Source organism: Natronorubrum daqingense (genome assembly GCF_001971705.1).
GTDB classification, from domain to species: Archaea; Halobacteriota; Halobacteria; order Halobacteriales; family Natrialbaceae; genus Natronorubrum; species Natronorubrum daqingense.
Map to the genome: position 1 here is coordinate 1,303,871 of NZ_CP019327.1, position 19,567 is coordinate 1,323,437.

Annotated in this window: 13 protein-coding genes; 6 read left to right on the top strand and 7 right to left on the bottom strand. The window is 62.8% G+C overall.

Features of this window, described 5'->3' with window-relative positions; translation table 11 throughout:
• The first annotated feature begins 66 nt into the window (after window positions 1-66).
• Window positions 67-1,875 carry an outer membrane protein assembly factor BamB family protein gene (locus BB347_RS18785; RefSeq protein WP_083687754.1) on the top strand — a complete coding sequence of 603 codons (1,809 nt, stop codon included), beginning with the start codon at window positions 67-69 and terminating at the stop codon, window positions 1,873-1,875.
• A gap of 60 nt (window positions 1,876-1,935) precedes the next feature.
• On the opposite strand, the gene BB347_RS06395 is transcribed toward BB347_RS18785, so the two are convergent.
• Entirely contained in the window at window positions 1,936-2,916 is a 981-nt protein-coding gene (locus tag BB347_RS06395) for an alkaline phosphatase family protein (protein ID WP_076582094.1), read from the bottom strand.
• A gap of 122 nt (window positions 2,917-3,038) precedes the next feature.
• Window positions 3,039-4,469, bottom strand: coding sequence for a sulfatase-like hydrolase/transferase (locus BB347_RS06400; RefSeq protein ID WP_236995988.1), 1,431 nt, complete (start codon window positions 4,467-4,469; stop codon window positions 3,039-3,041).
• Between the two features lie 221 nt (window positions 4,470-4,690).
• On the opposite strand from BB347_RS06400, the gene BB347_RS06405 reads away from it, so the two are divergent.
• Window positions 4,691-6,187, top strand: a complete 1,497-nt coding sequence (locus BB347_RS06405) for a flippase (RefSeq protein WP_076582096.1) — start codon at window positions 4,691-4,693, stop codon at window positions 6,185-6,187.
• A gap of 55 nt (window positions 6,188-6,242) precedes the next feature.
• On the top strand, window positions 6,243-6,590 hold the full coding sequence (locus tag BB347_RS06410; RefSeq protein WP_076582097.1) for a hypothetical protein: 348 nt from the start codon (window positions 6,243-6,245) through the stop codon (window positions 6,588-6,590).
• 129 nt (window positions 6,591-6,719) lie between these two features.
• Here the strand turns inward: BB347_RS06410 and BB347_RS06415 are convergent, their stop codons facing one another.
• Window positions 6,720-7,415, bottom strand: coding sequence for an HAD family hydrolase (locus BB347_RS06415; RefSeq protein ID WP_076582099.1), 696 nt, complete (start codon window positions 7,413-7,415; stop codon window positions 6,720-6,722).
• 261 nt (window positions 7,416-7,676) lie between these two features.
• On the opposite strand from BB347_RS06415, the gene BB347_RS06420 reads away from it, so the two are divergent.
• Both BB347_RS06420 and BB347_RS06425 read left to right on the top strand, forming a co-directional pair.
• Window positions 7,677-9,431 (top strand): cation:proton antiporter, encoded by a 1,755-nt coding sequence (locus tag BB347_RS06420; protein ID WP_076582101.1) that lies wholly within the window; start codon window positions 7,677-7,679, stop codon window positions 9,429-9,431.
• Complete coding sequence (locus BB347_RS06425) at window positions 9,424-11,127, top strand: cation:proton antiporter (RefSeq protein WP_076582103.1); 1,704 nt, start codon at window positions 9,424-9,426, stop codon at window positions 11,125-11,127. The genes BB347_RS06420 and BB347_RS06425 overlap by 8 nt, the downstream gene beginning before the upstream one ends.
• Before the next feature lie 113 nt (window positions 11,128-11,240).
• On the opposite strand, the gene BB347_RS06430 is transcribed toward BB347_RS06425, so the two are convergent.
• Entirely contained in the window at window positions 11,241-12,920 is a 1,680-nt protein-coding gene (locus BB347_RS06430) for a cation:proton antiporter (RefSeq protein WP_076582501.1), read from the bottom strand.
• Window positions 12,913-14,649, bottom strand: a complete 1,737-nt coding sequence (locus tag BB347_RS06435) for a cation:proton antiporter (RefSeq protein WP_076582105.1) — start codon at window positions 14,647-14,649, stop codon at window positions 12,913-12,915. The genes BB347_RS06430 and BB347_RS06435 overlap by 8 nt, the downstream gene beginning before the upstream one ends.
• Window positions 14,650-14,858: 209 nt before the next feature.
• On the opposite strand from BB347_RS06435, the gene BB347_RS06440 reads away from it, so the two are divergent.
• The gene (locus tag BB347_RS06440; RefSeq protein ID WP_076582106.1) at window positions 14,859-17,120 is read left to right on the top strand and encodes an amino acid permease; all 2,262 of its coding nucleotides are present in this window, start codon (window positions 14,859-14,861) and stop codon (window positions 17,118-17,120) included.
• Window positions 17,121-17,333: 213 nt separating this feature from the next.
• Here BB347_RS06440 and BB347_RS06445 read toward each other — a convergent pair whose 3' ends face one another.
• The gene (locus tag BB347_RS06445) at window positions 17,334-17,702 is read right to left on the bottom strand and encodes a methylglyoxal synthase (RefSeq protein ID WP_076582108.1); all 369 of its coding nucleotides are present in this window, start codon (window positions 17,700-17,702) and stop codon (window positions 17,334-17,336) included.
• Between the two features lie 72 nt (window positions 17,703-17,774).
• On the bottom strand, window positions 17,775-19,541 hold the full coding sequence (locus BB347_RS06450; protein ID WP_076582109.1) for a carbamoyltransferase family protein: 1,767 nt from the start codon (window positions 19,539-19,541) through the stop codon (window positions 17,775-17,777).
• Window positions 19,542-19,567 lie beyond the last annotated feature (26 nt).

Below are 19,567 nucleotides of genomic sequence, written 5' to 3' on the forward strand. Positions count from 1 at the left end.
TTCTGACATTTTCAATTCACATTATCGATCAAATAGTTACCAGAGATAGACATCCAGAGCGTAGATATGTCGAATTGGAACCGCAGATCCGTGCTGGTGACGGGGACAGCGCTCACAACTGGTGGACTTCTCACCTCGGCAGGGGGTGTCGGGGCCGAAACCGACGAAACGACGGACGGACTCGAGATGCCAGATGGCTGGTCGTCTCACCGCGGCGGTCCGGGTAAGGCCGGATACGTGCCCGCCGACGGTGAGTTCGAGAAGCCGGATACCGTCGCCTGGGAGTACGAGGAGGACGGGCCACTCGCCGTCGTCGACGGGACGGTCTACCTGAATACCGGCGAGGAAATCCACGCGCTCGACGACGAGGACGGCTCCGTCGAGTGGACGGCCGCTGTCGACGACACGGATGCGATGACGACGCCCGCGGTCGCCGGCAACGGCGTCTACGTCGGCGGCGACCAGTTAACGGCGCTCAACGCCGACTCCGGCGAGGTCGAGTGGACCGTTGAACGGGGTGCGTCGTCGCCGATCGTCGCCCACGGGGCTGTTCTCGCGATTGACGAGGGAACGCTCTACGCGCTCGAGCCCGACAGCGGCGATCTCGTCTGGGAGCGCGAGACCGTCGAGATGGAGACCGACGACGAGTCCGATCCACAAGAGCACACGGCGGCCGCAGTCGCGGCCTCGGACCACCTCGTCCACGCGAGGACGGCCAACGAAAACGGTGAGGACGAGAACGGCCTCGTCGCTTTCGACCCCGAAACGGGGGAAACGGTGTGGACGTGGCTGCCGACGGTTGATTCGGATTCGCAGTTCCCGACCTTCGGCGGACTGATGGCGAACGACGGATTGATCTACGCCGTTCGCGACGCGAGCGGCGGCGGCACTGGCGGCCCGATCCTCGACGCGGAAACAGGAGAACAAACCGGCGAGGGCCGAACCGAACTCGAGCCCGCCGTCGGCGATGAGGCGTGGATCAGCACGCTCGACTATCGATTCACGGCCTCCGACCATTCGGGGGAGGAACTGTGGCGTGTGAGCGGCGGTACCATGCAGTGGGGCCCGGCGTCGATCGTCGGAGAGACGGTGGTCGCAATCAAGGCGGGTCGGCCCCCATCGGAGGGGACCGAACTCGTCGGGTTCGACATCGAAACCGGCGACGAGCAGTGGACGGTTGAGATGGAGTTCGACAGTCGGGATACGGGGAGTCGTGCACCGACGCTCACCGAGGAGACGGTGTACGTTCGATCCGAGCCGGACGATGGCTCTGACAACGTGCTCGTTGCGCTTCGGCCGTCCGACGACGGCGATTCGGACGACGACGGTGATTCGGATGAGGACGGGTCAGACGATGACGGCGATTCAGGTGAGGATGGATCAGACGACGACGATGGATCAGACGACGGCGATGGTGGTTCGGATGAGGACGATTCGGACGAGGACGACTCTGACGACGATCCGGACGAGGGCGATTCGGAGGAACCAGACTCCGGCGAGGACGACTCCGAGGATGGAGATTCCGACGACGATGATTCCGACGACGATGATTCCGACGACGATGATTCCGACGACGATGATTCCGACGACGATGATTCCGACGCGGACGATGACTCCGACGGGTCCGACGACGAGAGCGACAACGACGGAACCGACGATCACGAACCCGACGACGATTCGGACGATTCGGACGATTCCGACGGCGTCGACGACGAGGCCGACGACGGAAGCGAAGATGCCGAAGACGACTCGGACGAAAACGGGGACGACGACGATAGCGTCCCCGGCTTCACCACCGGCGCGGGTATCGTCGGCAGCGCCCTCGGCCTCGAGTGGCTGCGCCGCCAGGTTGACGCGGAAGAACCGGCCGAGTAACGAAACGCACCTGCTCGAGACGGAGTGAGAGTCTCGGAGCGAACCCGCACCCCATTTGGTCTACACGTACCCCAGCGCGCTGAGTCGGTCCTCGACCACGTCGTCGTCGGCGTTCGTCTCGTCGACCGATTCGACTGGCGGTTCGGCGACGATTTTCCGTCGGTCGGTGTGCTCGGCCTCGAGCCACGGCACGGCGAGTAACTGGTCCATGTGGAGCCCGCGCGGGTGGCCGTAGAGGCGAATCGGAATCGGGAACCCGCGCTCGCCGATCAAGTTGCCGTGATCGGCGGTGACGACGCTCTTGCCGTCGAGTTTTTCGACGAGTGTCTCGACGTGTGGTAAGGTGAGGTCGAGGTTTTCGCGGTAGGCCGCGACCACCGTCTCGATGTCGATATCCTGTTCGTGGACGAGTCCGAACCAGGGGTTCGGCGCGCTCGAGCGTTCCTCGTCGTCGAGGTGGTGCTCGAGGCCCATGTGCGAGAATCGCCGGCCGGTCGGGCCGATGAAGGGGAAGTGTGGTTGCATGAAGTGGACGATCAGTCGCTTGTCCGGATAGCGTTCGTGGGCGGCGATCGCCTCCTCGACGACCGTTTCCGGGCGAACCGTCCGCGTCTCCTCGTCCCAGCCTCGCTCGAGCAAGTCGACGGTCGCGTGGAAGACGTCGTCCTCGAGTTCGTAGACGTGTGGATTCGCCGTGACGTAGACGGTGTCGTGGAGCGACCGGCCCTCGAAGTTCGTCTCCATGAACTCCCAGCTATCGCTGCCCAGCGAGCGCTTTCGGGACAGGGTTCCCTCGAGATCGGACTGGGCAGCGAACATGTCGTAGCGACAGCCATCGAGGATGAGCAGGTTGTCCCAGTCGGCGGCGATCATGTCGATACCGTCCGTTCGTCCGGCGCGGGCCGACTGAAGTCGGCTCGCTCGAGCGTTCACCCCCAAGCCGAGCGTGAACAGTTCCTTTTTGAGGAGTCGCGGATTTCGGGCGACTTTCTCGACGTTCTCGAGCGAGTAGCGATCGGGGAGGAGCGAGCCAACGGCCATAGGTGTCGCGAACCGCCAGATCCGCTTTGTTAGTCAGGGAGAAACGATCGGTACGACATCGCTACTCGAGTGGCGACGACGCTGTTACGCCAGTGACGACGGCCCTCGAATCGGACCGTCGCTCAGACGTAACCGAGTTTCTCGAGTCTGTCCTGAACGCCCTCGTCGACGCCGTCGGTCGTGCTGTCGGCCGCCTCGGCGAGCGCCCGTCGCTTGTATTCGTAGGCGTCGACGGCGAAGCGCTCCGTCGCCCACTCCGGGAGGGTCGCGTCGTCGACGCGCCGCTGCCAGCCCGGCCGGTCCCGGTCGAGTTCGTACTCCTCGCGGCCGCCCTGGGAGTCCCAGACGTATTTCGTCGAGCCGTCGTAGGCCGCCCGCATCAGCCGGTCCCAGTGCTCCGTTCGGTCCGGCGGTTCGGGTCCGGCGCTCATGCCGACGTGTTCGGCGACGACGCGGTCGCTCGTCGGATCGACGACCTCGTCTCGAGCCATCGCCGCGAGCAGCGAGCGAAGCTCGAGGTGTGAGACGTAGCGGTCTTCGGTCTCCGGGTAGCCCTCGGGCGGGTTGCTGACGAGCAGCGGGACGTGTACCAGTCCCTCCGAGAGGCTGCTCTTGTGTCGGACGAGTCCGTCTTCGAAGTCGTAGCCCTGGTTCTCGCCGTGGTCGGCCGTCACGACGACCGTCGTCTCGCGGCTCGTCTCCGCGTGGATCCACTCGAGGAAGGCGTCGATCGTTCGGTCGAGGTACTCGATGGACGCCCCGTAGAGCTCCCGGCGCGTCTCGAGGAACTCGCGGTGCTCGTCGGCCGACTCCATCAGCTCCCAGACGGTGTGCTCGGCGGTCGTGAACGTGTTTGACGCCGGGTGAAGCGACCGATCGAAGCCCCTGACGTGGCGCAGCGGCGTGTGGGCTTCCATGAACGACCCGAAGAGGAAGAAGGGGCCCTCGGTGTCGTCGATCAGCGACCGCGAGGTTCGGGTGACGGCGCTCGCCCCGTCGTCGAACAGCTTCGGAATCGGTGCGGTCTCGGAGAGGGCGTCGAGGAAGCCGACGGCTCCGTTCGCCAGACTGGCTCCCGGGTGATCGTGAGTCAGTGACCGCCGGAGGTACTCGAGGTAGGCACCTACACCCGTCCGCTCGGTGTCGCTGCGGACGGCGACGGGGTCCAGTCCGTCGGGGTATCGATAGGCTTCCGTAATATCGACGAACTCGTCGAAAAACGCGTCGAAGCCGTAGGCCGACCCGGCGAAGACGTTCGTGCTGACGCCCAGCGCGCGATGTGACTCGAGGTCGCCGAGGAGCGTCTCCTCGCGATCGATCCCGGTTACGTGGGTGTCGTGCGTGTGAACGCCGTGTTCGTGCGGGAGTTTCCCCGTCATCATGCTCGCGTAACTGGGGGCGCTCCAGGAACTCGCGGCTCGGCACTGCTCGAACGTCAGATCGGATCGTTCGGAGACGCGGGCGGCGCAGTCGTCGAACGTGTCCTTCCGAACGGAATCGAGACAGAGCAACACGACGTTTCGCATGCCCGGTCTGTTCACGAACGCACTCATTGTTACGGACCTGTTACTCACGAATTCACCGGTGATTCGATGGTACTCTCGCGGCTTGACGGGGCTGTTAGCCTCTCCTCCGCCGAAAATTCGGTACCGAGGAGACGACTGTCACGCTGGGTAACCGTCCGGCGCTCACTCGTCGCGTTCTCGACAGTTCCTCACTCGACACCGAGTAACCGGCCCACTACTATAGGCGTCGTTCGGGAATCGAGCCAACGATGACGGAAGACTCCTCTCGTGGACTCTCGGACCTCCGATCGGTCGCCGACGGTGCCTCGCTATACTACCTCGGTACCATCGTCGTCAACATCGTCGGCTTCCTGTTGAACCTCCTGTTAACTCGCGTGCTCGGGGCGAGCGTCTACGGTATCTACGCGTACGGGACCATGATCCTCGCCGCGGTGTTGCCGTTCGCGAACCTCGGCTCGGACATCTCGATCACCCGCTATCTCTCCGCGAACAAGGACGACACGGCCTACCAGCAGCGAATGCTCGGCCTGGCATACCTGACGACGCTCGCGATCAGCGGCGTCGTCGCCGCCGCGCTCTTCGTCGCCGCCCCGACCATCAACGCCTACACGCTCGAGGAGGCGCTGTTCACCACGGCCATGCAGGCGTTCGCGATCGCCCTGCCGTTTCAGGCGTTGACGCAGGTCGCCGCGAGCACGATGCGCGGCCTCGAGCGCCCACCCGAAAAGACGGTCATCATGGTCGTCGGGCCGGCGCTGCAGTTGATCGCGATCGCCGCCGCGATCGTCGTCGGCTACTCGCTGCTGGGCGTCGCCGCGGCGTTCTCCGTCGCGGCGATCATGGCCGCGCTATTCGCGATTTCGTACTCGCTGGTTCGCGCCGACCTCCGGCCCGCCGCGGGCTACTCGAAGGAGGAGGTCAAGGAGTTCTACAACTTCTCCGCGCCGCTGACGCTCTCGCAGGCCGCTTCGTTTCTGTTCAAACGCGTCGACGTGTTCATGGTCGGGATCTTTCTCGCCTCGGCCGACGTCGGTATCTACAACATCGCCGTGCTCCTGGCTGGCGTCATCGCGATGCCCCTCGCCGGATTCAACCAGTTCTTCCCGCCCGTCGCCTCCCGTCTCTACGCGAACGAGGAGTACGACACCCTCCAGTCGATCTACGCGACCGTGACACGCTGGTCCATCACGGCCTCCGTTATCGTCGCGCTGCCGCTTTTCATCTACCGAACGGAGGTGCTCGCGATTTTCGGCCCCGAGTTCGTCGCCGGAACGGCCGTCATCGCGCTGTTCGTCGCCGCACAGTTGTTCAACGCCGCCGCCGGCCCCGCGAACGACGTGCTCATGATGACTGATCACCAGTACGTCGTGATGGGCAATCACTTCGTCTTCGGTCTCGCCAACGTCGGACTCAACTACGTCTTCATCCTCGAGTTCGGACTCATCGGCGCGGCGATGGCGACGGCCGGCACGCTGGCCTCGTTGAACGCCCTCCGGGTGCTCCAGGTCTGGTACCTCGAGGGACTGTTCGCGTACTCCCTCGAGATCTGGAAACCGATCGCCGCCGCCGCCGTCGCCAGCGTCGTCATGTACAGTCTCCACCTCTCGTTCGATGGGCTCATCCTCGCGATCGGCGGCGGCGCGCTCGGCGTCGGTGCGTTCCTCGCCACGCTGTACCTGCTGGGAATCGACGAGGAAGACCGCCGAATCGCCGACGAGTACCTCGGCATGGTTCCGGATCGATAACGAGCGCAGCACCTGATGCCGGTAGTGTTAACCGGGCAGCGAGGGCAGGCGATGTATGCAGACGGACCTCTCGCTGGACGGACGAACACTCGCGGGCGTCGCAAACGACGACGCCGGAGAAGTTGGGGCAGACACGGTCTTTCACTTCGAGCAGACTGGAGACCGACTGTACGCCAATTATTCCGGCGGGAATATCGTGGACGGACACTTGGTCGGAACGTTCGACGGGGAGCAGTGGGACGTTCGATACACGCAACTACACGCGGACGGCGAAACCGCAACTGGTCACTCCGTCGGCGATGTCGAACTGCTCGAGGACGGCCGGGTGAGAGTCGAGGATGAGTGGGAGTGGGAATCGAAAACCGGCGAAGGCGAGTCGGTTCACGAAGAAATCGACCAGTAACTTCCGCCAGTAGACTCCGTTCGGATCGGTGAGTACGCAGACAAAACCCGTGGATTTCTACCGTAACGACAATTCGATCGCGGACGGCGAGCGTTGGAGACGGGCAGGTCGGTCGTTCGAGCGACGAACTCACCGATTCGACGCGTCGCTCGATACCCCGACGCGGCGCTCGAGCGAGGCAACGACCTCGGGAAGCGAGTCGGCGATTGCGGATTGCTCGACGGCCGCGTCGGCGCGGGGGTCCTTGCCCGGGCCGTCCTCGAGGAGGACTTGCACGACCGACAATCCGGCGTTCGTCCCGCCGGCGACGTCGGCTTCGACGTCGTCGCCGACGTAGAGCGCTTCTGCCGGGTCGACGTCGAGTTCGGTCGTGATCGCCTCGAACGCGCGCGGGTCGGGCTTGCCGGCCTCGAGTTCGCCCGTCACGAGGGCCGCGTCGAAGGCGTCCTCCCAACCGAGCGTCTCGAGTTTGTCGCGTTGGGCGCGGACCGGCCCGTTCGTGAGCAAGCCGACGCGGTACTCCTCAGTGAGGTCCTCGAGCATGGCCTCGACGCCCGGCAAGGCCTCGAGCGATTCGGCGATCGTTTCTCGGTACGTCTTCGCGAGGGTCGCAGGGTCGGCGTCCGTCTCTCGATCCTCGAGCAAGTCGGCAAAAATTGGCTCGCGCGTCTCGCGGGTGAGGTTCTCGCCGTGGGCCTCGAGGTAGGCCTCGCGGCTCAATTCCGGTGCGCCGGCTTCTGCCGTCGCGTCCTGGAGAATCATCTCGCGAGTCCGTGATGGAACGGCGAGCGTGTAGTCGAGGTCGAAGACGACGGCCCGGAGCATGGTAGTCACGGGGAACTCCAGCAGGTTGAACGTATCCCTTCCGGGCCGAGCAGCACGCACGCCATCACTTACGCGAGCAGTGAATCTCCTCGTCCGAGCCGTGTTAGAAATCCGTTCGCCGTCCGGTGAGAATTCGCGATCAGTGTCGACTGTCTCACCAGACGGTTTCGGTGCACGTAATCTCGAGATCCCGCTAGACTCGAGGTTCTGACAGACGGTATCGACATCGTTAATTCCGTCTATCCGAATCGTCAGAACGAAATGGTACTCGAGAGTGCACTCTCCGTCGATTTCGCCGTTATTCTCTTGAGTGCAACGTTTGCCGGTTTTTTAGCCAAGCAGACGGGACAGCCGACGATCATCGCCTACATTCTCGCCGGCGTCGTCATCGGCCCGGCGGCGCTCGGGATCGTCGAGGTCAGCGAACTGACAGAGTTGCTGTCTGAACTCGGCCTCGCGTTCTTGTTGTTCTTACTCGGGATCAAGATGCGAATCGAGGAGATTCGACACGTTCTCGCACCGATCGTTAAAATTTCGATCCCGCAGATGGTCGCCGTCTTTCTGGCCGGTGCGGGCGTCTCGATAGCGCTCGGATTCGCCCCCCTCGAGGCGTTCCTCATCGGGCTCGCCGTGATGTACAGTTCGACCGCGGTCGTCATCAAAATGCTCACGGACAAGGACGAGGCGACTTCGCTTCACGGCAAGTTAGACGTCGGCGTGTTGCTCGTCCAGGACGTCGTCGTCGTCATTATTCTGGCCGTGCTGGCGGCCGGACAACCAGAGAGTGTCACCGAGGTCGCAACGACGCTGGCGGTCGTGCTCGTTCTCGTCGCGCTGGTCACGATCGCGGCGCTCGTTTCCTCCTGGACCGTCCTGCCGGCCGTTTTCCGACGAATCTCCGACAACAAAGAGGTGTTCTTTCTGATCGCCATTTCGTGGGTGTTCCTGTTCGTCTTCGTCTCCGACAACATCAACCTCTTTCTCGAGCCCTTGGGTATCGAGGCGTACCTCTCGATCGAGATGGGCGCGTTCATGGCCGGGGTCGCCATTGCCCAACTTCCCTACAGCAAGCAGTTACAGGACCGCGTCAACCCGCTAACCGACCTGTTCGTCATGGTGTTTTTCGTCTCGGTTGCACTCGACCTCGAGGCCAGTCAACTCTTCGCGTACACGCAGGAGGCGATCATCGCGGCGCTGATCTTGATGCCGGTGAAGTTCCTCATTTTCTTCGCCCTGATCGATTGGCAGGGATTCGGCTCCGAAACGACGTTTCTCGGGAGTCTCACCATGATTCAGGTCAGCGAGTTCGGCATCATCGTGACCGCCGTCGCATTCGAGGGCGGGTTCGTCGACGCCGATATTCTCGGGTTCATGACGCTCCTCGCCATCTTCACGATGGCCGTCTCGGTGTACTTTATCGAGTACAGCCACGCCCTGTTCGAGCGGTTCGAACCGACCATCTCTCGGGTGACGAGCGACGGCGACTTCGGGGGCGGGAAGCAAGACTATCACGATCATGCGGTCGTCATCGGCTACGACGACGTGACACGAAACGTCCTCCCCCTGCTCGCAGACCGCTACGAGGACGTGGTCGTCGTCGACCGGACTGTCGAGCACATCGGGACCCTCGAAGAGGAGGGGTACGACACAGTGTACGGCGACTTCCGTAACGCGACGATCCGGAAGGACGTGGCCGTGAAGAAGGCTGATTTCGCCCTCTCCTCCTCGGTCGAACCCGCGCTAAACAAGGCGTTGCTCCGAGAAACCGGCGACGACACGACCGTCTTCGCCGGTGCGGACCGGATCGAGCACGCACGCGATCTCTACGACAGAGGTGCACACTGTGTCATCATGACCCCCTATCTCGCAGGCGATCGACTCGCCGACTACCTCCGGGCGTATCTCGAGGAAGACGAGCGATTAGACGAAGAGATCGACGACGACGTCGAACTGCTCGAGAGTTCCGAGCCGTTCCCGAACACGTACGAACGACTCGGAGGTGGTCTCGATGAGTGACTTGCTCACCGCGGTCTCGATCATGTTCATCGTGGCGGGGCCGTTCTTGCTGGTCGCCGATCGGTACGACCTGCCGACCGTCCCGCTGTTGGTGCTCGCGGGGATCGTCACCGGCTTCGGATTCGACGCCTTCGGGATCGACGAAGCGCTCACGCTCGAGCTCGCGCAGTACGGGATCGCGCTGCTCGTGTTCTCCTTCGGCGTCGAAATCGATATCTCCGCAGTGCGGACGGTTCTCGTCGACAGCGAACTCGCCGCGCTCGCGCAGATTCTCGTCGTCGGCTCGCTGGGGGTCGGGTTCGGGGTGATCCTCGGCGTCCCGCCCGAAGAGGCGCTCTTCCTCGGCGTGGCCGCGGCGCTCTCGTCGACGCTCGTCGGAACCGCGCTGTTACAGACCGAGATCGAAATGAACCTGGTTCGCGGTCGACTGGCCAGATCGATCCACTTCTCTCAGGACTTGCTGGCGATTCTTCTCGTCCTCGGGTTGAGCGCCGGGACGCTTGCCGTCGGTCCGATCGCGACGCTCGTGGGGTACGGTTTCGCGTTGCTCGTCGGTGCCGTCCTCGTTAACCGATACCTGTTCGACGTGATCGGCCGATTGGCCGGCGACTCGGACGAACTCATGATCCTCGGCGTCGTCTCGCTGCTCGCGGTGTTCGTCGGCGCGGCGGAGTTCGCTGGCATCTCGCTCGCCGTCGGCGCGTTCGCCGCCGGACTCGCGGTCCGACACGACCCCGTCGAGCACCTCGGGCTGTTCAACGGCCTCGCGTCGATCAAGGACTTCTTCGTCGCGATTTTCTTCCTGACGATCGGCGCGCTCGTCGTCCTTCCCTTCGTCGAACTCGGCTGGAGCGAGTCCGTCGAGAAGTTGGTCCTCGTGGCTGGACTCGTCTTCTTGACGACAGTAGTCAAGCCAGCGGTCACAACGATCATCCTGATCTATCGCGGGTACGAAGCTCGTTCGGCGACGCTGGCCAGCTTCAGCAGCGACCAGGTCAGCGAGTTCGCGCTCATCATCGCGATCGAAGCGCTCTTGCTCGGACTCCTGACCCAGTCGGTGTTCGACGCGATCATCCTCGCGGCCGCGGTGACGATGGTGACCTCGAGTCTCACGCAGCGCTACGACGAGCGGATCTATCGGAGCCTCGCCGACCGGGGCGTGATAACCGGACGACACGGAAAAATAGACGAGTGGAGCGACGTCTCCGCTCACCTCTTCGATCACGTCGTCATCGTCGGCTACGGCCGACACGGCCGAAAGCTGGTCGAAACCTGTGAAGCCCTCGAGCAACCGTACGTGGTCGTCGAGAACGATCCGCTCCGCAGGGAACTCGTCACCGAGGAGTGCGACGCGTTCGTCTTCGGCGACGCGATGGAACGCTACACGTGGGAGAAAGCGAACGTGAAGGACGCAAAACTCGTCGTCTCGACGGTCGACTCCGAGCCAGTTTCCAGGCGCGTTCTGTCGTTCGGATCCCAGAGTGACGTCATCTTGCAAGCGAGTGATCAGCCGACGGCGTTCGACTTACTCGACGACGGCGCGTTGTACGTCAGCGTTCCGAATCTACTCGCCGGGAAGCAACTGACCCACCAGATACGCGCCCTGTTAGACGACGACGTGTCACCCGCAGAACTCCGCTCGGAACAGCTCCAAGAGATAGAGAACCAGCCCGACGTTCCTCACCACCACTTGTGACGCTGGGCTCGGGTGGCATCTCGGACCGCCTCGAGACTCGAGGAACCGACAACACCGGCGCGTTCACAATCGCCGGGTAAGGCTCTCCTCGCGACGATCCGTTGAATCGGTCCTCACAGCCGCTCGTTTCTCGTGGCGAATCCGTATCGCTCGAGCGTGTCGAGTGTCTCGAGGTGATCCTCTCGGAACGTCACCTCGTCACCACCCTCGCTGATCGCCGTTTCGACGGTCTCGATCAGTCGATCCGAAGCCATCACGTTCGGCACGCTGACGTACGTCGCTCCCTGCTCGAGGAACTCCGCTGCGGCTGCAGACGTTTCGGTGCGAACGATGACGTCGGCGTCGGTTTCGACCTCGAGGACGGCCTCGGTGACGGGACGGTGATCGACCGTCGAGACGATAAGGGAAGCGTCCGTTACCGCTGCCTTCGTCCACGGATACGTCGAGATCACGTCACCGAAGACGTAATTTTGACACTCCGTCCGGATGTCGTCCCAGACCGCGGGATCGTTGTCGACGACGACGTACTCGCGCTCGAGCCGTTCACAGGTTTCGACGAGACGACGGCCCTGTCGGCCGTAGCCGACGATAATCACGTGATCGTCGAGGTCATCCGAAACGTGACTCCGCTCGTCGATTTTGTTCGTCTGTCGGCTGGCGACGACTCGTTCGACGATCTCGTGATAAACCGGCTCTTCGTACCGTCTGGCGACTGACGTCAGAATCATCGTGAGGGCTGCCGCCAGGATGATCGCCTCGAACAACGTCTGCGAGATGGTCTCGAACAAGTACGCCTGAATCGCGATGACGAGCGACAGTTCGCTGACCTGATTGAGACTCGCACTCGAGAGGAACGCGGTTCTGGCGTCGTAGCCCTCGTAGACGAACGAGAGCATGAGCACGAGCGGATTGACGAAGAGGACGAGCGTGACGAGAGCGAGGGCGACGGGGAAGACGGTGAGACTCGAGATCGAGACCAACGCGCCGAGTGTGACGAAGAAAATGGCGACGAAGAAGTCTCGGATCGACGCGATGCCGTTTTGGACGCCGAGTGACGAGACTTCGTCGCTTCGAATCGCGATTCCGGCGGCGAACGCGCCGACGACGATCGAAACGCCGGCGTACTCGGCTCCCGCGAGAAACGCGATGAGTATCGAAATGCTCGCCATCATCAGCAGTTCGTCCGAGTCGCCGGCGAGTCGAGCGACCAGCGGGAAGCCGTGTCGGTAGACGAGCAACGCGCCGAGGAGGAGGATCACGCCGTAGCCGATCTGGGAGGTGACCTGCGTCGAGGTGTACTGATCCGCGGTCAGGACGAGGATCAGTCCAATCGCGAGGAGATCGTCGAAGAAGTGCACTGACGAGGCGAGTCGGCCGTGGACGAGATTACTTCGAATCTCTCGCTCGAGTTCGCGCGCGCCGACGATGGTCGAACTCAGCGTCGCCGCGATGGCGAAGTAGACGGCGTTCTCGATGCTAAAGCCAAAGAGAAGGTACGCGACGCCGATTGCGATCGGACCGACGACCAGCAGTTGGGTAAACGCGGCCGTTTCGGCGTCTCTGAGAACCGATTTGATGCTCGAGAAATCGGTTCGGAAGCCGAAGGTGAACACGAGGAAGGCGATCCCCCACTGCGCGAGTTCGAGCAACTGCGTCTCCTCGATCGCGAGGCCGGCGACCACCCCCGCGAGGAGGTAGAACGGGATCGGCGAGAGCGATAGCTGATTGGCGATCAGCAAGAAGATCCCTGCGGTCACGAAGACGATCGCGAGCGTCGTGATCAGTTCAGTCATCGTCGTCACCTCTGGCTCCGGTCGGTCGCTCCTCGGATCTGCGTCCTCGGTCGTCCCCGCGGTCGCGGATCTGCTCGATATCCCGTTCGATCGATTCGTGGAACGCGTCGCGGTCGGTGACGTAGCGCTCGAGGTACTCGCCGAGTTTCTCGGCAGTCAGGTGTGTACTCATGATGACGTAATCCGCACCGCGGTCGTAGAGGTCGCGGGCGTCGTCGATTCGCTCGGCCTCGACGAAGGCGATTGCGTCCTCGTCGATCTCCTCGAGCAGCGCGCGATTGACGTCCGGTTGGACGGTCGAACTCAGGACGAACGACGCGTTCTTCAGGTTCGCCGCCTTGCGGATCTCGCCGTGGCGGAAGTCGCCGTAGATGTACTCGTAGCGACCCTCGTCCTCGAGTGCTTCGATGTGGTCCGTCTGTCGGTCGATGATAACCACCTCGCCGTACTCGTCCTCGAGGATGGGCAAGACGCGCTCCGTAATCTCGTCGTACCCGATCGCGATCGCGTGGTCGTCGTACTCCTCGAGGTCGACGTCGCCTTTGCCTTCGGATTCGAAGCGGCTGAACCACGGCTGGACGCGACCGTAGATGGTGTGATTGTAGTTGATGATGTACGTCGAGACGCTCATCGTCAGTAGCGCCATCAGGCTGAGATAGCCGAGCACGTCCGTGCCGATGTACTCCTGTTGGACCGCGAGCGCGCCGACCACCAGCGAGAACTCGCTGACTTGCACCATGTTGATTGCGCCGAGGAACGACGTTTCGACGCTGAAGTCCTCTCGATCGATCAGGTAGAACATGATCCAGAAGTTGCCGACCATCAACACGACCGACGCGACGATCGCCTCGAGCCAGTAGGCGAGCAAGTCGTCGGCGGCCAGTTGTAAACCGATGCTGACGAAGAAGATCAGGATGAAGAAGTCCGTAATCGGCGTGATTCGATCCTCGAGTTCCTTGCTGTAGGGCAACTGCGCGACGCTGATGCCCGCGAGGAAGGCGCCGACCTCGAGCGAGAGGTCGAAGTACTCCGAAATGGCGATGAAGAAGAACGCCCAGGCGATGGCGACGACGAGGAAGACGTCCTTGTTGTCCGCGATTCGCCTGAAGAGACCGGGGAGTAAGTACCTCGAGGAGGCAATGGAGAAGAGCCCGATGAACGTCATCATGACGGCGATGACGCCGAGCGTCGTCGCGATCTCGCTTGCGCTGCCGAGTTCGTCCGCGCCGAGCAAGGCGAGGACGACGACCAGGTAGATGTCCTGGACGATGAGCACGCCGACGTCGATCTTGCCGGGCAGGGAGGTAATCTCGTTCTTGTCGGTGAGGATCTTGACGATGATCGGCGTCGCCCCGAAGACGGTCGCGAGCGCGATGATGACGATTTCGGTCGGATCGAAGCCGAGCGCCCACGCGACGGCGAGCGCGAGCGCCGTCTGAAGGACCGTCTGCCAGATGGCGATGTTGACGATCGGGCGGAGGATCTCCCGGATGTCGTCGAAGCGCATCTTCATCCCGAGTAAGAAGAGCAAGAATCCGAGGCCGAGTTCGGCCATGCTCTCGACGAGTTCGCCCTCGGAGACGATGTCGAACATCACCGGCCCGAGAATCAGCCCCGTCAGAATGTAGGCGATGATCGTCGGCTGGCCCGTCTGGCGGGCGAGCAGACCGACCGCCGTGGCTGCAACGATGATGATGGCAAAGTCGGCAGCGAGAGCGATTTCGCTCATCAGGAAGTCAGTTCGATTGATTCTTTGCGCATCCCGTTTTTATACGTTGTCTTCTGCGCTCGCCGACGCTCGTCGCGGAATCTCTCGAGCGTTCGCCTGGGTGTTTTTACTGCAAGGCTGACGCCTTTTCCGACCGAGTGCGTATCCAGGTGCCAGAATGGTAACTGTCGGTCCTGCTTCGGTGGTGCGATCAATTGGGTGGGTCTCTCGTGAGCGGTGAGGACGGCGAACTCGCTCGGAATCTCGGCTTCGTGGAGGCGATGACGATGGGTGGGGGGACGATGATCGGTGCCGGAATTTTCATCCTCCCCGGAATCGCGGCCGAGGGCGCCGGGCCGGCGAGTTCACTCTCGTTCGCGATCGCGGGAGTCGCCGCACTGCTCGCGGCCATTTCGCTCTCGGAGTTGGCGACCGGGATGCCGATCGCCGGGGGGAGCTACCACTACGTCAACCGCGCGCTCGGGAGCTTTTTCGGGAGCATCGTCGGTTGGGGGATGTGGACCGGGTTGATGTTCGCAAGCGCGTTCTACATGATCGGTTTCGGCCAGTACCTCGTCGAACCCGTCCCGTTGTTCGATGGTCGCGTGTTCGTGATCTTGCTCGGATTACTCGGCCTCGGGTTTCTCGTCGGCGTCAACTACTACGGAACCGAGGAATCTAGCACGTTTCAGAACGTCATGATCGGCGCCGAGGCCGCCGTCATCGTCGTCTACCTCGGCGTCGGCTTCTTCTACATCGACACCGCGAACCTCGAGCCCTTCGCCCCGACGGGACCGAGCGGAATCATCGCCACGACGGGGCTCGTCTTCGTCACGTTCCTCGGATTCGAAATCATCGCCACCGTGGCAGAAGAAGTGGAGAACCCTGGTCGGAACATTCCGCTGACGATGATCCTCTCGGTCGTGCTCGTGACGATTCTCTACATGATCGTCATGATCGTCAGCACCGGGATCGTTCCGTTCGACGAGTTGGGTGGCTCGCTCGTTCCGGTCTCGGACGTCGCAGCAGTGTCGATGGGGACGACGGGCGTCGTCGGGATCGTCGCCGCGGCCGTCCTCGCGGCCATCTCGAGTTCGAATTCGTCGATCCTCGCGGCCGCACGCGTCGTCTTCGCGATGGGGAGAGACAACCTGATGAACGACTGGCTAAACACGACGCACAGCCAGTTTCGGACGCCTCATCGAGCGGTCGTCGCGACCGGGGCCGTCACGGCGTTGCTCATCGCTGCCGGGCTCCAGGTCGGCGCGATTATCGAACTCCTCGCGGAAGTTGCGAGTTTCAGCTTCCTGATCGCGTACGCGCTCGTCCACGTCTCTCTCGTCGTGATCCGACGAGCCGATCCCGACGAATACGAGCCGAAGTTCGAGGTACCGGGCCCGCTCTATCCGGCGGTCCCGTTCGTCGGCGTCGTGCTCTCGGTGACCATCATCACGCAGATGGACACCGTCGTCATCGTCATCGGCTGTGGGATCATCGCAGTAGGTGCCATGTGGTATCTCGGCTACGTTCGCCGTCGCGACGTCGACGAGAGCCTCATGGGCGACGCGATCGTCGGTGAACCGGTGGTATCGGACGAGTCAGACGACGGCTACACCGTGGTCGTTCCGATCGCGAACCCCGAGACACAGAAGGACTTGCTCCGTCTCGCCGCCGTCAACGCCCGCACACACGCTGGTGGCGACGATCCGAAAATCGTGGCCGTCAACGTCATCAAAGTACCCAATCAGACGTCCCTCGAGCAGAACGTTCAGTTCGAACAGGAACGGATCGAGATCCAGCGGGAGTTACTCGAGAGCGCCCGCGAAGCCGCCGCCGACCTCGAAGTCGACGTGCGAACGCGTGCGATCGTCGGACGCGACATCGGAAAGACGATCCTCACGGTACTGGACGAGGAGAACGCGGATCACGTCGTCCTCGGCTGGCGCGGTGAGCACCGAAACCGAGAGAAGGTATTCGGCTCGACCGTCGATCCCGTGTTGGAACGTGCACCCTGTGAAGTCTCCGTCGTGAATCTCGAGCGCGAAGAGATCGGTTCACCCGTTGCACTGGCCGGCCCCGGACCGCACGCGCCGGTCGCCGCCCGTCGCGCGGCCGAGTTCGCGACGCTCTCGGACGCGAAGCCGACGCTACTGAACGTTCAACAGCCGACCGACGACGCCGATATCGACCCGATCGAAGCGGGCGAATCGATGATCGAGAGCGTCGCCGATGAAGCTGGACTCGAGCCCGGAACCTACGAGCCCAGCGTGATCGTCGCGGACGACGTCCAGTCCGCGATCCTCGAGAATATCGAGGAGTACGACACGGTTTCCGCTGGCGTGTCGGAGCAGAGCGCGGTTTCGAAGATCCTCTTCGGTTCGATCGCCGAGCAGATCGAACGACGCGCCGAAGACAACGTCGTCATGATCCGCGGTCCGTACGAGACCAGCAGATCAGTTCGGGAAGCGGTCGCCGAACGGCTCGCGGACTGAGCACCCTGTCAGTGCTGACCGATAGCAGCCGAACTCTTCTCGGTCTTTCGTCGACTGGCTGCGTACGCCCCCAATCGTTGGAGGCGTCACAGCACTGTCGATGACTGGACGCCGCCTAAGCTGATCGTGGAACTGCCCCGCACGGACGTGCTCGATGTCGACTTCGGCGATCCTTCGCGTGTCGTCGAAGCGGGCCCACCAGCGGGAAAACCATCAATCTGCAAACCCCTCGATCAGAAATTCGGCGGACGAGCGGTTCGTCGCCAGCGGGATGTTGTGAACGTCACAGATTCGCAACAACGCCGAGATATCGGGCTCGTGTGGCTGGGCGCGCAACGGATCGCGAAGAAAAATGATTCCGTCGAGTCGCCCTTCTGCAACCTCCGCGCCGATCATCATGTCGCCCCCGAGGGGTCCCGACTCTTTGCGTTCGACCTCGAGGCCGGTCTCCTCCATGAGTCGTTTGCCGGTCGTCCCGGTCGCGACCAGTTCGTAGTCGGACAACTGCTCCTCGTGGCTTCGGGCGAACGCGACGAGTTCCGGCTTCGGCTCGTCGTGGGCGATGAGTGCGACGCGAGTCATACCGGTCGGTCGACCCCCGCGGAAATAATGCTACGGTGTGGGACACGCGCGACGAACGGAATCCGAATCGCACTAGTCGTCCGCGAGCACCGTTTCCCCGGCCCTCGCCGGCGGCGTGTTGCTCGAGGCGGGTTTCGTGACGAGACAGTCCTCGAGAACGAGCACGTCGAGTCCCATGCCGTAGAAGTCCTTGAGCGCCTCGGTGGGCGTGTTGACGATGGGTTCGCCGTTGTCGTTGAACGACGTGTTGAGGAGGACGGGCACTCCCGTCACGTTCTCGAACTCCTCGAGTAGCCGGTAGTAGCGCGGGTTTTGCTCCTCGCGAACGGTCTGCGGACGAGTCGTGTCGTCTGCGGGGTGGACGATCGCTTCGAGGTCGTCTCGGTGTTCCTGGCTCACGTCGAACGTGTCGATCATGAACGGGCTCTCCGTCGCGTTCTCGAGGTAGGTTTCGGCCGCCGATTCGTGCATCGAGGGTGCGAACGGCCGCCACTCCTCTCGGTGTTTCACGAATCGGTTCACTCGATCGCGCGAGGCCTCCGTTCTGGGGTCCGCGAGAATACTCCGATTGCCGAGTGCGCGCGGCCCCAACTCCGCGCGCCCCTGGAACCAGCCGACGAGCGCACCGTCGGCGATCAGCTCCGCCACCTGTCGCTCCAGATCGTTCGGTTCGGAGTACGCGACTTTGTTCGTCTCGAGGAGCGTGCGGATTTCGTCGCTGTCGTACTCGGGGCCCCAGTAGGCGGTCGTCATCGGCTCGACGTCGGCCGGCCGCTGGTCGATCCAGCCGCCGCCCAAAGCGAGTCCCGCGTCGTGTGCGACCGGCTGGACGAACACGTCGTCGACCGCGGGGAGTTCCCTGACGGCTTTGTTCAATTTGCAGTTGAGGACGACGCCACCCGCGAGCCCCACGTTCGACGTGCCGAGGCGTCGGGCGTACGTCTCGACTAACTCCGCGACGGACTCCTCGAGGAGTTTCTGGGCGGTGTGTGCGAGGTCCTTCTCGAACTGGTCGAACTCGCCCGTCGGCTCCGAGGGTGGCCGACCCAGGAGTTCCTCGAGCGTGTCGACGCCGTGTTCGGTCCCCCACCGACCGGTGAGCGACGTGACGTCGTAGTCGACGCCGGTCTCGATCGCCTCTCGAAGCCGTCGTTCGATCGCGGGATTGTCCTCGCCGTAGGGGGCGAGGCCCATCACTTTTCCCTCGCCGTTGTACATCCGATAGCCGAGGTAGTTCGTGACGGCGGCGTAGAACAGCCCCCAGCTATTGGGGTGTTCGTACGTCCGGACGCGCTCGAGTCCGCCGGGCGTCGCGTGCCAGACGACGGTCGACTCGTACTCCCCTTTCGCGTCGATGGTGACGACCAGCGCCTCCTCGAACGTCGAGGGATGAAACGCGGTCACGGCGTGACACTCGTGGTGGGATCGACACTCGATGGGTGGCACGGGTGTGTCGATCCGCTCGAGGCGGGATTCGACGATCCGTGTCGGCATGAACCGCGCCATGAACTGATCTCTGGCGACGTTCTGAAGGTGTGAAACCTTCCGGAGCGTGCTGTCGAGCTGTCTGGTGTTCTTCAGATAGTGGCCGAGGATGTTCGACCGAAGGGACGGATCGTATGGCAAGACGATTTTTTCGACGTCAGTGAGGCCGATTCCCTCGTACTCGAGGCAGGCGCGAATCGCTCGCTCCGGAAAGGTGTCGACCGCGTGCTTCTCTCGAGTGAGGCGCTCTTCTTCGACGGCGAAGACGAGTTCGCCGTCGTCGAACAACGCCGCACTCGGGTCGTGCTGTCCGTAGAGGTCGATCGCTGGCTTGAACGCGAGGTGGTAGCTCATGGATTCGTCAAATCACTCGGTGTGGG